This window comes from Aestuariibacter sp. GS-14 (genome assembly GCF_006494365.1).
Lineage (GTDB): Bacteria > Pseudomonadota > Gammaproteobacteria > Enterobacterales > Alteromonadaceae > Alteromonas > Alteromonas mangrovi.
This window is the reverse complement of record NZ_VHIP01000001.1, coordinates 92761-108425: the sequence shown is the minus strand read 5'-3', so window position 1 is coordinate 108425 and position 15665 is coordinate 92761. Positions and strand designations below refer to the sequence as shown.

Sequence of the window (15665 nt, the reverse complement as noted above, 5' to 3'; positions counted from 1 at the left end):
GGGCATCTTGCTCGAGATGTCTGTCAGTGTTCTTACCAGCACGGCAGTAAAAACAAAAGCGAATGGGAGATACAAATGAAAGAAACGCACACCGACCAACACAAAGGTTGCATGTTCAGCCGAACACGCACTTCCTTGTGTGTGCTCAGTGCGCTGGGGCTACTTACCCATGCCTCAGCTACTCTGGCACAAGAAGCAGAGCCACAAACCACTGAAGACGAAGACGTCGTTGAGGTGATTGAAGTTAGCGGCATGCGCTCAAGTATTATTACCGCCACTGAAGCCAAAATGTCGTCAGACAAAATCATGGATGGGATCAGTGCCCTGGATATTGGTGCACTGCCGGATCGAAGCGTTACCGAAACGCTGCAACGCATACCGGGTGTGGCCATCGATCGCTACATGACCCAAGGCGACCCGGAACACTTCTCGGTTGAAGGTAACGGCGTTATTGTACGTGGTTTAACCCAGGTGCGAAGCGAGTTAAACGGGCGTAGTACCTTTAGTGCCAATGGTGGTCGTACTCTGAGTTTTGGTGATGTACCACCTGAGCTACTTAGTGCAGTAAACGTGTATAAGAGCCCGTCGGCCGACCAAATTGAAGGCGGTATCGGTGGCACCATCGACCTGGAAACCCGTCTGCCATTTCATGATAACGAGCAGCATGCAGCGGTTACGTTAACCGCAAACTACGGTGACTTAATCGAAGAAACCAAGCCAGCCTTTTCCGCGCTGTATTCCAATACCTGGGATACCAGCGCAGGTAAAGTGGGCTGGTTGCTAGACGTTGCCCAGTCTGAATTGTCTACTCGCAACGATTCAATGTATGTTCGCCCGTTTTTCTACCGCGATAACATTGAAGGTCATGAAGGTGAAACGGTGTATGTACCGCGTGGCGCCGACTGGCGGACCATGTATTTTAACCGCAAGCGTTCTGGTGGCTATGCAGCCTTGCAATGGGCGCCCAAAGAAGATCACGAAGTTACCTTTACGTATTTCGTGAGTGACTACGACATGACCTGGAACGAAGACGCTATCTTCGTAGGTAATGATCCTTTTGCCGTGCAAGCTACCACAGATTCTGTATTTGGCGATGACAATGTGCTGGAATATGGCCGCCTGTATCAGGACGGTGGTATTCCAATGGGATCAGACGTTCGCGTGTCGGACCAAACCGCGAAAACCGAAGACTTCGCTCTGCGCTATCGCTGGTTTAATGATGCCTGGAAGGTGGAAAGCTCTGTGCAACGCGTAAACTCCACCTCCAAAGGTCTGGATTCTACCGTTGCTACTGAAATTCTGGTGCCTTATATCGACGTGGATTTCCGTGGCTCACTGCCTAAAGTGAATTCTGATAACGAGTATCTTGCTACCCCTGGTAACTATAACTGGAATTTCCAGATGGATAACCAGTATGACCGCGAAGCAACCATGACCGCGGTAGATCTGGATCTTACTTATTATACGGGAATGAAATTACTGTCGGCAGTTCGCTTTGGCGGACGTTACAGCGACTCTCGTGCGGACAATGCCGACACCGGTTACAACTGGAGCGCACTGGCAGTGAGCTGGTTGCAAGGCGGTATTGTGGAAGGGCAGGAGAATATCACGCCGGACGCGTCCGACCTGAACCTGAATACCTTTGATAACTTCTTTGGTGGCCGCGTACCATCACCAGCCAACGTGTATGCGCCAATTGTGGCTTATGCCCGCGATTACCCACAAAGTTATGAAACCCTGCAGGACAAGTTTGTGTATGCAGACTGGGCTGGCTGGGCGTATTGGTCGCAGCGCAATTTAGGCGATGATCAGTGGCAAAATAACCAGTCGGAGAAAACCACGGCACTATACGCCATGGTGGATTACGATTATACGGACGGTAAATTCCCCATAAGCGGTAATGTTGGTGTGCGTTACGTACACACTAAAAACGTCGCGCATGGGCATTTGCAGTATCCGTTCGTTACCGAATTTGGCAACGGTGCTTATGAAGATCTGGATGCCGAGCATTCCTATGCCAAAGTGCTGCCCAGCTTTAACCTGAAAATGGAACTGGATGAAGGTTTATTGCTTCGCTTTGCCGCGTCTAAATCCATGGCAAGGCCAGACTTCAATTCAATGGGGGCTAACTTAACCTTAAGTGCAACGGTCAAGGAATCCAGTCAGGGTAAGCAGGAAGCGGGCGAGCCGTTGGGGCCGGATGATTACGATTTAACCTTAAGCGCCGATTCAAACCCGTATCTGAATCCAATGATGTCAACGCAGTTCGATTTGTCGCTGGAGTGGTATTACGACGAGTCAAACTCCATGTATGCAGCCCTATTTACCAAAGATATTTCGGGCTATCAGGTGTACTCACAGAGTCAGATTGAATACGGTGGTTACACCTACAATGCTTCCTGGCCAGTAAGCACAGGCGAAGCCGATATTGCCGGTGCTGAGTTAACGATTAACCACTTCTTTAACAACCTGCCAGCGCCTTTCGATGGCTTGGGTATTCAGGCGAACTATACCTATATCGATTCCAGCACTAAGCTGGGTAATGATACTCGCCCCTACGATACCGATGGTTCTACCTACAGCACCATGCCCTATCAGGGCTTGTCGAAGCGGGCGTTTAACCTGGTGGGTATGTATGAAAAAGACAACTGGTCGATTCGTTTAGCCTATAACTGGCGCGACGAGTTCCTGATGTCTACCCGTGCCAACGGCTTCAAGGCCGATGACAACTCCTGGGCGCTGCCGTTGTTTAACGCACCTACCGGTTATCTGGATGGCTCAATTGCTTATAAGATTAATGATAATTACACAGTGGTACTGGAAGCCAATAACCTGGCCGATACCGTTACTAAAAATATCATGAAGCAAAATGGTCCGGGTAATCATTACGGTGCCTATCACGTAAACGACGTTCGCTATGCATTGTCGCTACGAGCTAACTTCTAAGCAGGACACTGGGTGGCTCAACTGAGTCACCCAATGAGATAAGGAACGCGGTTTGGTTACTCACCCACAACACATTTGCATTGCCGGAGGCGGCACTGCTGGCTGGATGACAGCGGCGGCGCTGGCAAATCGCTTGCCACGCTCACACTACCGCATCACGCTGGTGGAATCGGCGCAAATTGGCACTGTAGGCGTGGGCGAGTCAACCATTCCGCATATCCGACAGTTTAATGACGCCCTTGGTATTGCCGAGGACGAGTTTATCGCCGCTACATCGGCAACCTGTAAACTGGGTATTGAGTTTACCCATTGGGGAAAGCAGGGCGACAGTTATATTCACCCGTTTGGTGAACTTGGCAAGCCGTTAGCGGGCATTGAGTTTCATCATTTGTGGCAGGCTGCCAGCTTACAAGGGCTGGATGTACCTATTGAATCCTTCAGTGTGGCGGCTGTCGCTGCCCGGCAGCGCAAGTTTTCGCCACCACATGCCTCCCCGGAGCAGTTGTTATCAACCTACACTTATGCCTACCATTTGGATGCCAGTGCCTATGCGCGATTTTTGTGCGAGTATGCCGAGCAACGACAGGTTGAGCGCGTCGAAACGCAAATTCGAGAAGTGAAGCGCGCGCACCAGGGGGGCCCTATCACAGCGCTATCACTAGATAACGGGCAGGAAATCATCGCGGATTGGTATATCGATTGCACCGGTTTTCGCAGCCTGTTGATAGGTGACTACCCACAAGCTGAGTTTATCGACTGGTCAGAATGGTTGAAAACCAATCGGGCGGTGGTGTTACCGTGTGAAAAAGACGGGCCCAGCCGCCCGTATACCAAAGCCATGGCCAGAGACGCCGGGTGGCAATGGCAAATACCGCTACAGCATCGAATTGGCAATGGTTACGTGTTTTGCAGTGATTATATTAGCGATGAAGAAGCCGAACACACATTGCGCTCAACATTGCCTGGTGAAGCGCTGGCAGAGGCACGTTTTCTGGATTTTAAAGCGGGTTGCCGCAAACAGTTATGGGTAGAAAACTGTGTGGCAATAGGGTTATCTGCAGGCTTTTTGGAGCCACTGGAGTCTACCAGTATTTTCCTCATTCAAATGGGGATCGCCAAGTTTCTTGAACATTTACCCGGCGCGCATACCCATGCGGGCCGCAATCAGTACAACCGAGAATTAACCGAGCAGTATCAGGTTATCCGCGATTTTATTATTTTGCATTATTACCTCACGCAGCGTCATGACACGCCATTTTGGCGCGACTGTCAGGCCATCAATATACCCGATAGTCTGACTGAGTTGATCGCAGCTTTCCGCGAATGTGGCCTGGTAGATAAACAACAATACGGACTCTGGCCTGCGGTGTGTATCGGCCAGCACTTGCATCCCAAACATGTCGATAGCCGGGTTGCAGCCATACCACCTCAACAGTTAATCGGCATGCTGAATCAGTTAAAATCAGATATTGCCGCTCAGGTTGCCACGCTGCCCAATATGGATGACTACTTGTTGTCACTGGTTGCTCGGACACCGCTTCAGAAAAGCGGTATGCAGGCGGGAGAACGGGTATGAGCAGATTAACGCAGGCCGATTTGTTTGATACGCCGGCAAATACTCATACCCGCGCACTGAAATCGATTTGGGTAGTGGGTGACGACGTACACGGCCTTAGCACCGCAGTGGCGTTTGCAACAGCGCTCAAACCGTTTGGTATCAAAGTTGGCGTAGTCTCATTAACAACAGCAACGGCTAAACAGGCGTCTTTGCATACCTGTAACGGTCACCTTTTCGAGTTTCATCGCCGTTATCAAATACCCGAACGGGCTTTTATGCAAAGTCAGGGCGTGGCGTTTTTTACTGCCATGTCGCTTGCAACTGCCAGTCGCCCAAACGAGCCGGTCTGGCTGGCAAACGATACCTGGCTGCCGTTATTCAATGGCATTGAACTGCATCAAATAAAGCGTTGGCTGGGTGAGTCGGCATCAGTTGAAACCTCGTTTGCTACTGCCGCGGCTAAAGCTGGAAAAACCGTGTTTCCCTCCGGCCAGCAGGGTACCTTGGGCAACAGTTTTGAACTGGGCGCCGTTGTCGATACAGAGGCGTATTGTGCGTTTTTAACACAACACGCGGCAGAGCGTGGTGTCACGTTTGTGACTTCTAACGATATTGCGTTTGAACGTTGTCCACGTAGCGGCGATATCACCTCATTGTTGCTGAGCAATAACCAGCGAATTCAGTGCGATTGGGTAGTGGATGCTACCGGGTCGCAAGCACGTGTGATTGGGCAGGCATTGAAGCAACCCTTTGAAAGCTGGCATGCACACTTACCTGTGTGCCACGTAGATGAAACAACAGAGCAGAGCGCTTCGCACACAACAAGTTTAGCCGTGTGTGTAACTGATTCTGGCTACTATCAAACCCAACACATAGGCGGTGTAAAACGCACGGTTACCTTTGCTGTATCTCATAGTGTTGCCGGTGAAAGTGAGTCGGGTTTTCGTGAGCCGGTATCGCACAACTGTCTGGCCGTTGGCCCGGCCGCTTATCACATTGATATGCCGGGTATGTCCACACTGCACATTACACATCGAATCATTGAACGATTTTTAAACGTGGTGCCCTGTCTGCCTGCCCCTGCTACCTGGGGGCGGGCATTCAACCGAAGCACTAAGCAAGACTGCAAGCACGTCCGGGACTTTAGTTGTTTGTTGCTAAGCGCAATGGCAAACCGGCAGCAGGAAACAGGCAAACCCTGGCAGGTGTTACCACAGTTGCCTGAACCACTTACTCAGGCCCTCGCACTGTTTAACGAATCGGCCCGCTGCTCCGTGCCTCCTGACGCCATGATCCATCGCCAGCGGTGGTTAGAAGCACTGGCATTAGCCAGTAGCAATGAGCAGGCCTTCGAGCCGCTGTTGAATGCGGTATCTCAAGCGTCAGGCAAACAGTTTTTGCAGCGTATTGCGACACAAATTCAATCACTGGTAAGCCAGTGCTAACGTTTTCAGGAGTAGACGTGAACACATTCAAACGAACCCTCTTCGGCGCAGGACTTATAGCAAGCGCCATATTGACAGGTTGCAGCAGTACCGGACAGGGGCCACAAAGCAGTGGACTACAGGCTTCAGCCACACCACTGCCGGTCATTGTTACTAAGCAGGGTAAGCACCAGTTTCAGGTAGATGGAAAGCCGTTTTTAATGCTGGGTGCGCAAACCAATAACTCGGCAAATTATCCTGCTGCACTGCCCGATGTGTGGCCGGTAGTGGATAAAATGCATGCTAATACGCTGGGGATCCCGGTGGCCTGGGAACAAATCGAACCCGAAGAAGGGCGCTTTGATTTTAGTTATCTGGACACGCTGATCGCCGAAGCGAAAGCCCACGATGTGAAGTTAGTATTGCTTTGGTTTGCGACCTGGAAAAACAATGCACCTCATTACGCCCCTGCCTGGGTAAAGCTGGATAACCAGCGCTTTCCCCGGGTAATAACCAAAGACGGCAAGCTGCTTAATTCCTTGTCGCCGCATGGCAAAGCCACACTGGAGGCCGACAAGAAAGCGTTTGTGCAGTTAATGACCTACTTGCGCGATAGCGATCCTTCGCATCAGGTGATCATGGTGCAAGTACAGAACGAAGTAGGCACCTACGGCAGTAAACGCGACTTCTCTGAATTGGCAAATGAGGCTTTTGAACAACCTGTGCCCGTTGAGCTCACTCAGGCTTTGGGTGTGAACAACGGTTCGTGGCAAACGGTATTCGGTAGCGATGCCGATGAGTATTTCCACGCCTGGCACATTGGCCGGTATGTGAATGAAATTGCAGCAGCAGGCCAGGCAATCAAAGACCTGCCCATGAATGTGAATGTGGCGCTGCGCAACCCGTTTAATCCTGGCGACGGCTATTCGATGGGGGGGCCAACCGACAACGTGATTGATTTGTGGAAAGTGGCGGCACCGCATATCGATATGATTTCCCCCGATATCTATTTTCGTGATCATAAAACCGCCACTAAAGTGCTTGAGCTGTATGCTCGTGATGACAACCCGTTGTTTGTAGCGGAAATAGGCAACGACCAGCCCTATGCCCGTTACTTCTTTTCTATGTTGGGAGAGCAGGGCATTGGTTTTGCGCCCTTTGGTATGGACTACACCGATTACGCTAACTTCCCGCTGGGCGCAAAGGCAGTAACCGACGAAGTGATAGCGCCGTTTGCCGATAATTATGCGTTGTTTGGCTCCATGGCAGAAGCCTGGGCGGCGTTGTCGTTTACCCATCCGGTGTGGGGATTTGCTGAACCCGATGCGAAAACGGTAAGTGGCGATGTGTGGAACGCCAAAGGTACTACGCAATCTGAATCCGATGCCACAGCGCCTGTGCCGGGTGAACACTTCACACAACGCGCCGATTTGGGCTTGTGGAATGCGGAAGTCACCTATGGACGGGAAATGTTTTGGATCAATCCACCTATCGGTAACACGCCTGCGTCAGGCGGTGCTGCCATTGTTCGCTTAAGCGACAACGAGTTTTTAATTACCGCCTTTCGGGCGCGTGTCACCCTGACTCCTTCTGATGAACTGGCTGGCCAGCACAGCATGATCGAACGAGTGGAAGAGGGCCATTTTGATGGCCAGCAGTGGGTGTTTGAGCGTGTCTGGAATGGTGACCAGACCGATTGGGGTCTGAATTTTACATCGCGTCCGCACGTACTCAAAGTACGTATGGCCACCTATTCGCGCTAAGTTTTTCCAGGGAGTATTTGAACATGAATAATAAAACCAGGCTATTAGGTAGTGTTGCCATTGCCGTTTCCGCAGCATTGTTGCTGCCCGCCTGTCAACCAGCCAGTGACTCTGCCAGTGCAGTAAGCAGTCAGCAGCAAGCCAGTAACTTTGAACGTACCGAGCATGGCGTGGTGGTGTATCCATCACAAGGCCAGGCGCAGGCCGTTCAGGTACAGGTGTATCGCGACAATATTTTCCGGGTCACCAGTTTGGCACACAAGCAACTCGACGCAGTTGCCCAGAGTATTCAGGTGGTGGCCTCACCCAATTCTGCGTTTGACGTGTCCAGTGAGAATGGTGTTGTCACCCTCTCTGCGTCTGGCGGCAAAGCGCAAATCAGTCTGGTTACTGGTGCGGTTGAAGTATTTGATGCCAACGGCAAGTCGTTGCTTAAACCGGTAAACAGTGGTGAATTTGGCCCGGTAACAACCGATCCTATTACGCCAGAGGCGAACAGTTATGCTCTGCGTCAGCAGTGGAACCGCGGTTCAAAAGAAGGCTTCTTCGGACTGGGGCAGCATCAGAATGGTCAAATGAACTACGCCGGTGAAAACCTGTTTATGACCACCCACAACCTGGAAATCACCATTCCTATGGTGGTGTCGAATCGCAACTATGGCGTGTTGTGGGATAACGCCTCCATGACGCATTTTGGTGATCCTGCCGGACCACAGCCGCTAGACAAGCATTTGACCTTATTTGATGAAGACGGCAATCCCGGTGGACTGACGGCGTATTACTACGATGGCGACAAGCTGCTTCACAAGCAAAAAGAAGCCAAACCCGACTACCAGTTTTTAGCCAATAACAACACGCGTGAAACACCTTTCCCGGAAGAATTGGGTGACGTGACACAGCCACGCGTAGTATGGAAAGGCAGTATGCAGGCCGATGCCGATGGCGAGCACCTGTTTAAAATGTATTCCAGCGGCTATGCCACACTGCGTATTAATGGCGAAGAGTTGCTGCATCGCTGGCGCATGAACTGGAACCCCTGGTATCACGACGTGAAAGTACCGCTGAAAGCCGGTGAATCCGTACCGGTTGAAATGGAGTGGGATTCGCAGGGCGGTTACTTCTATGTTGAGCACATGCCGCCGCAGCCGGAGCAAGACCGCTATTCATTGTCGTTTGCCTCTGAGTCGGGTAAATCAATTGATTATTACGTGGTGGTTGCAGACAACTACGATGGCGTAGTGGCCGGTTATCGCGAGCTGACCGGTGAGGCTGTGTTGCTGCCGAAGTGGGCCTATGGTTTCTGGCAGAGTCGCGAGCGCTATACCAATCAGCAGGAGCTGGTGGAGGTGGTGAAAGAGTATCGCAAGCGCGGCATTCCTCTTGATAACATTGTGCTGGATTGGTCGTACTGGCCACAGGATGCCTGGGGCAGTCACGATTTCGACAAAGCGCACTTCCCGAAACCCAAAGAAATGGTAGACGAAGTGCATGCATTGAACGCCAATATCATGATTTCAGTATGGCCGAAGTTTTACTCAACCACTGATCACTACAAAGAGCTGGATGCCAAAGGCTACATGCTCAATAAGAACGTTAATATTGAGAAAAACCTCGACTGGATTGGCGAAGGTTACCTGAACGGATTCTATGATCCGTACCCAGAAGAAGCCCAGGAGATTTTCTGGCGTCAGATCCGGGATAAACTGAATGTGGTGGGTATCGATGCCTGGTGGCTGGATGCCTCAGAGCCAGACATCCACTCAAACCTGTCGTTTACCAAACGCAAAGAAATTATGACGCCAATGTCGGTAGGGCATGGAGCTGAATACTTTAACTCCTATGCCGTGCCTAACGCTGAAGGCGTGTACAAAGGTGAGCGTCGCGACGATGGCGACAAGCGTTCGTTTATTCTTACCCGCAGTGGGTTTGGCGGTATTCAGCGCGCAGGTGCTGCGATTTGGAGCGGTGACACCGTACCGCGCTGGTCTAACTTACGCGAGCAAATCGCTGCCGGATTGGGCGCGAGTCTGGCGGGTATGCCAAACTGGACCATGGATATTGGCGGTTTTACCCCTGAAAACCATTATCGTTATACCAGTAATGGCACCGTAGGACACTTCTCGGGATTAGAGCCAGAAGATGTGCAACCGTGGCAGGAACTCAACTTACGCTGGTTCCAGTTTGGTGCGTTTGTGCCGCTGTTCCGCTCGCACGGTCAAAACCCCTATCGCGAAATCTACAATATTGCGGATGAAGACTCAGAGGTGTACAACTCCATGGTGTACTACACCCGTCTGCGCTATCGCCTGATGCCTTACATTTACAGTGAAGCTGGTAAGCAATATCACAACCACAACACGCTGATGCGCGGTTTGGTTATGGATTTCCCGAATGACACCACCGCCATTAACCTGAACGACCAGTACATGTTTGGTCCGGGGTTCCTGGTGAGTCCGGTGCATGAAGAAGGCGCGACAACCCGCGATGTGTATTTGCCTGAGGGAGCGGGCTGGTTCGATTTCTACACGGGTAAAACCTATCAGGGTGGCCAGACTATTACCGCTGATGCGCCGTTGTCGCGGATGCCGTTATTTGTAAAAGCGGGCACTATCCTACCCACCGGGCCGGCCATTCAAACCGTATACGAACAACCCGATGCGCCGTTATTGCTGACGATTTACGCCGGTGCCGATGGCGACTACACCTTGTATGAGGATGACGGCAAAACCTACGGCTACGAGCAGGGCGCCTTCAGCACCATTCATTTCACCTGGGATGATGCAAACAGCACACTGGCGATTAGCGAGCGACAGGGCGAGTTTGACGGCATGGTAGAGAAGCGTGATATCCGGGTCAGAGTTATTCGCGGTGAACAAACCAATGCCGCTGATTTCTCTGTGGTGCCTGCCACCGTAGTGCGCTATGAGGGTACTGCGCAGAGTGTGAGTCTTTAACTATGCGTAAGATACTGTTTATGAATACACCTTCTACTAAGGGCAAGCTGTCGCTGATTGTGGCAGCCTTTGCGAGCGTAGCACTGGTCGCTTGTACCAGTGCTACGGCACCGGATCCAACATCGAAAGCGGATTCCGTTGAAACACCCCACTGGCCGACACTGCAAAGCCCTATTATTTATGCTGAGGAAGACAAGGCGTTTGTAGCTGATTTAGTGGCCCGAATGAGCACTGAACAGAAAGTGGGTCAGTTAATGCAGGCGGAAATTCAAACCATTACGCCTGCCGAAGCCCGGCAATACCATATTGGTTCTATTTTAAATGGTGGTGGCTCTGTTCCCAACCGACAGGCCGCTGCCACCGCCCGTGACTGGGCAGTCTTTGCCCAGTCTTTTTATGATGCCACGGCAACCAGTGAAAACGGCGAAGTGGCAATCCCTGTATTGTGGGGAACCGATGCCGTGCATGGTCATGGCAATCTAATAGGCGCGACTATTTTTCCACATAACATTGGCTTGGGCGCTGCCAACAATGTTGAATTAATGACGCGCATTGGCGAAGTGACTGCGCGGGAAGTGCGCGCATCCGGGATCGAGTGGATCTTTGCGCCTACGGTTGCCGTTGCGCGGAACGACCGGTGGGGCAGAACCTATGAGTCTTATTCTGAGCACCCGAACCGCGTTGCGTCACTTGGCGCGGCACTGGTTACCGGTATGCAAGGCAAACCCGGTACGCCATCCTTTCTGGATGAGTCGCACACGCTAGCGTCGGTTAAGCATTACCTGGGCGATGGTGGTACCACAGGAGGCGATGATCAGGGCGATACCGCAGTGTCAGAAGCCGACCTGATCCGCTTACACGCACCGGGGTACTTCTCGACGCTGGATGCCGGTGCACTCACCGTAATGGCGAGCTTCTCGTCATGGAATGGTGACAAAATGCACGGCAATCGCTATTTGTTGAATGACATTCTGCGCGACAAGCTCGATTTCAACGGCTTTGTGGTTGGAGACTGGAATGGCCACGGGCAATTGCCGGGTTGTACTAACGACAGCTGCTTCCAAACGGTAAATGCCGGACTGGATTTGGTAATGGTGCCCTACGATTGGAAAGCCATGTACGCCAATACGCTAGCGCAGGTGCTGGCGGGTAACATCACAGAAAGCCGCTTGAACGAAGCGGTTTCCCGTATTTTACTGGTCAAAAAACAACTGGGTCTGTTTAATGGCAAAGGCCCGCTTGAGCGTGAATTAGGTGGGAATAATACCGTTGTTGGTAGCGAAGCACACCGCGACGTGGCTCGTCAGGCGGTTCGCGAGTCGTTGGTGCTATTGAAGAACAACAATCGCACGCTGCCGATTGCCGCCAATGCCAACGTATTGGTAGCGGGCGACGGCGCGAATGATTTGGCCAAGCAAAGTGGTGGCTGGACGGTTACCTGGCAGGGTACCGGCACGCAGCAAGCTGATTACGTGGGCGCGACCAGTATTCTGCAAGGATTTGAGCAAGCCATGTCTGCCGCTGGTGGCAATGTCACTTATTCCGCGCAAGGCGAGTATGCAACCAAACCCGATGTGGCTGTGGTGGTGTTTGGCGAGGATCCTTACGCAGAAGGACAAGGCGATATTAATACGCTGGAGTTCTCCCCCGGCAAGCATGAAACGCTGACACTGCTGAAGCAATTACAGGCTGATGGTATACCGGTTGTGTCGGTGTTTTTGTCTGGTAGACCTTTGTGGGTGACGCCTTACATTAATGCGTCAGATGCTTTTGTTGCTGCCTGGTTACCGGGCAGTGAAGCACAGGGGATCGCCGATGTACTGGTAGGCGATAGCAGTAGTGACCCCGTGTATGACTTTACCGGCACACTGGCCTTTTCCTGGCCGAAAACCCCGCTACAGGATACGCTGAATGTGGGTGATGATAACTACGACCCGCTGTTTGCCTACGGCTATGGCCTGACCTATGCGAAAGGCAAGACCGTTGCGCAGTTAGATGAGGATGTGTCGGGTGTGGCTGGCGAGGGTGTGCAGGATATCGCATTGTATGCGGGTCGCCCGCTTCAGCCGTTCAATGTGTTTTTAAATAACAGTCAGCGGGATCAGATATTTAGCGGCGCGTTTGCGCAGTTACCGGATGGCACCGTCACCGTTGAAACCACCGACAAGGACATTCAGGAAGATGCCTTGCTGGTGACCTTTAAACAAGACTGGATGTCGGGACTGTTTATTGCGGGCGGTCAGCTCGACCTGTCGCCGTTCTACCCAAATGGCGCGCTGGAATTCGATATTCGTATTGATGATATGGAAAAAGGCCGCCTGGATGTGATCCTGGACTGCAATATTAACTGTCGCAATATGATTGCCATGCGTGATTGGGCGGTGGAAAAGCAAGGCAAAGGCTGGCAACAGGTGAGTATTCCTATGCATTGTATGCTGGAAAATGCGGAACATGGCAAGCAAGTTCAGCGAGCTTTTACGCTGCGTACTGGTGGCGATGGGCGGTTTGCGCTGGCAAATGTACATTTCCGTCGTGAAGCCAGTGTACCGGCAGAGCAGCAAATCCAGTGTCCGGCCAACATTGCGACTCAGCCTGATACGCTCAACGAATACTGGGCCGTGGACTGGTGGATGCCGCGTCACAACGAGAAGGTTGCTCAGGCGCAGCAAGGCACTGCTAAGCTGGTGATGATTGGTGATTCCATTACGCATGGCTGGGAAGGTGACGGTAAATCGGTGTGGGAGCGCTATTTTGGGGATATCGACACGCTTAACCTGGGCTTTGGTGGCGATCGCACCGAAAACGTATTGTGGCGATTGCGCCATGGTGAATTGGGCAACGTAAAACCTGATCTGGTGATGCTGATGATTGGTACTAACAACACCGGCCATCGCTTTGACGACCCAACCCGTATTCGGGATGGTGTGGCTGCGATTTTGGATGAGTTGGCGCTTCAGGTACCTGATGCACAGGTGGTCATTCAGGCAATATTCCCTCGCAGTGCGCAGCCTGATGATGAGTTGCGTGTTAACAACAATCAAGCCAACGTCTTGCTCAAAGCATTAGCCAAAGAGCGGCAAGTGGAATTTATTGATTTTGGTAAGGCATTTTTAACCAAGGATGGCGTGCTCACCAATGAGGTGATGCCTGATCTGCTGCATCCCAAGGAAGATGGTTACGATATATGGGCAAAGCAAATTGAGCCCATTATTCAGCAATACGTTAAGTAATGCTGCTGAGCCACCATGCAGTTAGCAGCATGGTGGCTTGCGTTTTGTCTTACCAGCTTCATATCTGTATTTAGCTGTGGCTCCGAGTTGCATCATCTCAGCTGTTTTCTTGTTTGGCCTTATATGGCTAATTTTTTGTTTTTAGCTTATTTTGGCTAAATTTGCATTTTTAGCCATTTTTGGCTAATCTTGGTGGATGCTGAAAATGTGCAGCCCCTAGGACTCATCATGACCGATACCGGTAAAACCCTTGCGGTAATAACAGGCGATATTGTTAATTCAACTAAGCTGACAGCCCGGCAGTTTGAGAGTTTGCTTAGTAAAATTAAGCAAATACAAGCATGGATTTCTCAATGCCATCCGGCGAATGCCCATAGTATAAGGCGGGGCGATGAATTTCAGAGCGTAATTTACGATCCGGCAAATACGCTGCGATATGTATTGTTATACCGGGTAGGCATAAAGTCGCTTGGTAAAATGTATGACAGTAGGATGAGCTTTGCCATCGCGCGCAATGAAGGTATACGTGAACTGGTAGATGAATCTATGGGGGAAGCCTTTATTCGCTCAGGCAGGGGATTAAAGTCACTCAAGACAGAATACCTGTGTTTTGATTCAGATTGCACCGAATGGGTAACTGATTTTGAGCTATTGCTAAAGTATCTGGACCGGCAGCTTATGCAGTTAACGCCCCGGCAGTGCGAAGTGTTATTGCCCATGCTGCAACATGAAGACAGTTTATCGGTGAGTGAATTAGCTGATACACTGAATATTGCCGTAGCTACCGCCAGTAAATCGCTTAAAGCGTCAGGATGGCCGTTGATGCAGGCACTCAACCAACAATTTAGCACACGGATTGCGGAGACATTGGATGTTTGATTTTTATAGCTTGATAGCCGCATTTTTATTGATACACCTGCTTTGTGATTTTTACCTTCAGCCAGATACGTGGATTGCGTCGAAGAAAGCTCATGGTATACGTTCATGGGCACTTTACACCCATGCATTATTACACGGATTCGGATTATTAATCCCCGCCGCCATTATCGGTCTATCGTGGCATTCCATGGTGAGTATGGTGGTTATTGTTGCCGTGAGTCACTTTTTAATCGACTGGTGGAAAGTCAGTGTCAAAGAGGGCGAACAATTTAAGTATTTCGCTATCGATCAACTGCTGCATGTTGCAGTGCTGGCTGCCATTGCCTTTCATATGACAGAGTCGGCCACGCTGGAAAACGCATTTAAGCACGCACTGTTTCCCGACACCATAATGGTGTTAGCCGGATACCTTTTTATCTTCAAGCCTAGTTCGATTGTTATTGGAAGCATACTGAAAAAATACACGGTAGTGACTGGCGATGCCAAAACACAAAGTGCCTTGAAAGGACTTATTGATGGCGGAGAGCTGATAGGGTACCTGGAGCGCACACTTATTCTTACTTTTGTGCTGGCAGACAGTTACGCTGCGGTGGGATTTGTGCTGGCCGCTAAATCCATTTTCAGATTTGGCGAGCTTAACAAAGATGAAGGGCGAAGCATGACAGAATACGTATTAATAGGCTCATTACTGTCGGTTGTGATCACTACGCTTACCGGGGCGCTAATCAAAATGGGTTTGTCGTAAAAAAACGGGTGACGATGTTCGGTTAGCCGAATGTGGAGCCGAAATAACAATCTGCTGAATGTAGCTATTCTAAGTTTATTTATATCGTTAAATTTAGAGATGTTTTTTTATCTATAAAATGTGTGTAAAAAAGAATCCATTGGACTAGCAGACTTAGACATCAGTA

The 15665-nt window shown here is 50.8% G+C and carries 8 protein-coding genes; all 8 read left to right on the top strand.

Going from position 1 to position 15665, the window contains the following annotated elements:
• Positions 1-75 precede the first annotated feature (75 nt).
• Positions 76-2946: a TonB-dependent receptor gene (locus FJ444_RS00430; protein ID WP_140955943.1), complete on the top strand. Its 2871-nt coding sequence runs from the start codon at positions 76-78 to the stop codon at positions 2944-2946.
• A 52-nt stretch (positions 2947-2998) separates the two neighbouring features.
• A complete protein-coding gene (locus FJ444_RS00425) occupies positions 2999-4522 on the top strand; it encodes a tryptophan halogenase family protein (RefSeq protein ID WP_140955942.1) in 1524 nt (507 codons plus the stop codon).
• The gene (locus FJ444_RS00420) at positions 4519-5949 is read left to right on the top strand and encodes an FAD-dependent oxidoreductase (RefSeq protein WP_140955941.1); all 1431 of its coding nucleotides are present in this window, start codon (positions 4519-4521) and stop codon (positions 5947-5949) included. Before FJ444_RS00425 ends, FJ444_RS00420 begins: the two co-directional genes overlap by 4 nt.
• Positions 5950-5966: 17 nt before the next feature.
• The gene (locus FJ444_RS00415; RefSeq protein ID WP_255438829.1) at positions 5967-7691 is read left to right on the top strand and encodes a DUF5597 domain-containing protein; all 1725 of its coding nucleotides are present in this window, start codon (positions 5967-5969) and stop codon (positions 7689-7691) included.
• A 23-nt stretch (positions 7692-7714) separates the two neighbouring features.
• Entirely contained in the window at positions 7715-10645 is a 2931-nt protein-coding gene (locus tag FJ444_RS00410; RefSeq protein WP_140955940.1) for a TIM-barrel domain-containing protein, read from the top strand.
• Between the two features lie 20 nt (positions 10646-10665).
• Positions 10666-13875 (top strand): glycoside hydrolase family 3 N-terminal domain-containing protein, encoded by a 3210-nt coding sequence (locus tag FJ444_RS00405; protein WP_140955939.1) that lies wholly within the window; start codon positions 10666-10668, stop codon positions 13873-13875.
• 228 nt (positions 13876-14103) lie between these two features.
• Entirely contained in the window at positions 14104-14754 is a 651-nt protein-coding gene (locus tag FJ444_RS00400) for a MarR family transcriptional regulator (RefSeq protein WP_140955938.1), read from the top strand.
• A complete protein-coding gene (locus tag FJ444_RS00395) occupies positions 14747-15499 on the top strand; it encodes a DUF3307 domain-containing protein (RefSeq protein WP_140955937.1) in 753 nt (250 codons plus the stop codon). Before FJ444_RS00400 ends, FJ444_RS00395 begins: the two co-directional genes overlap by 8 nt.
• The last annotated feature ends 166 nt before the right edge of the window (positions 15500-15665 follow it).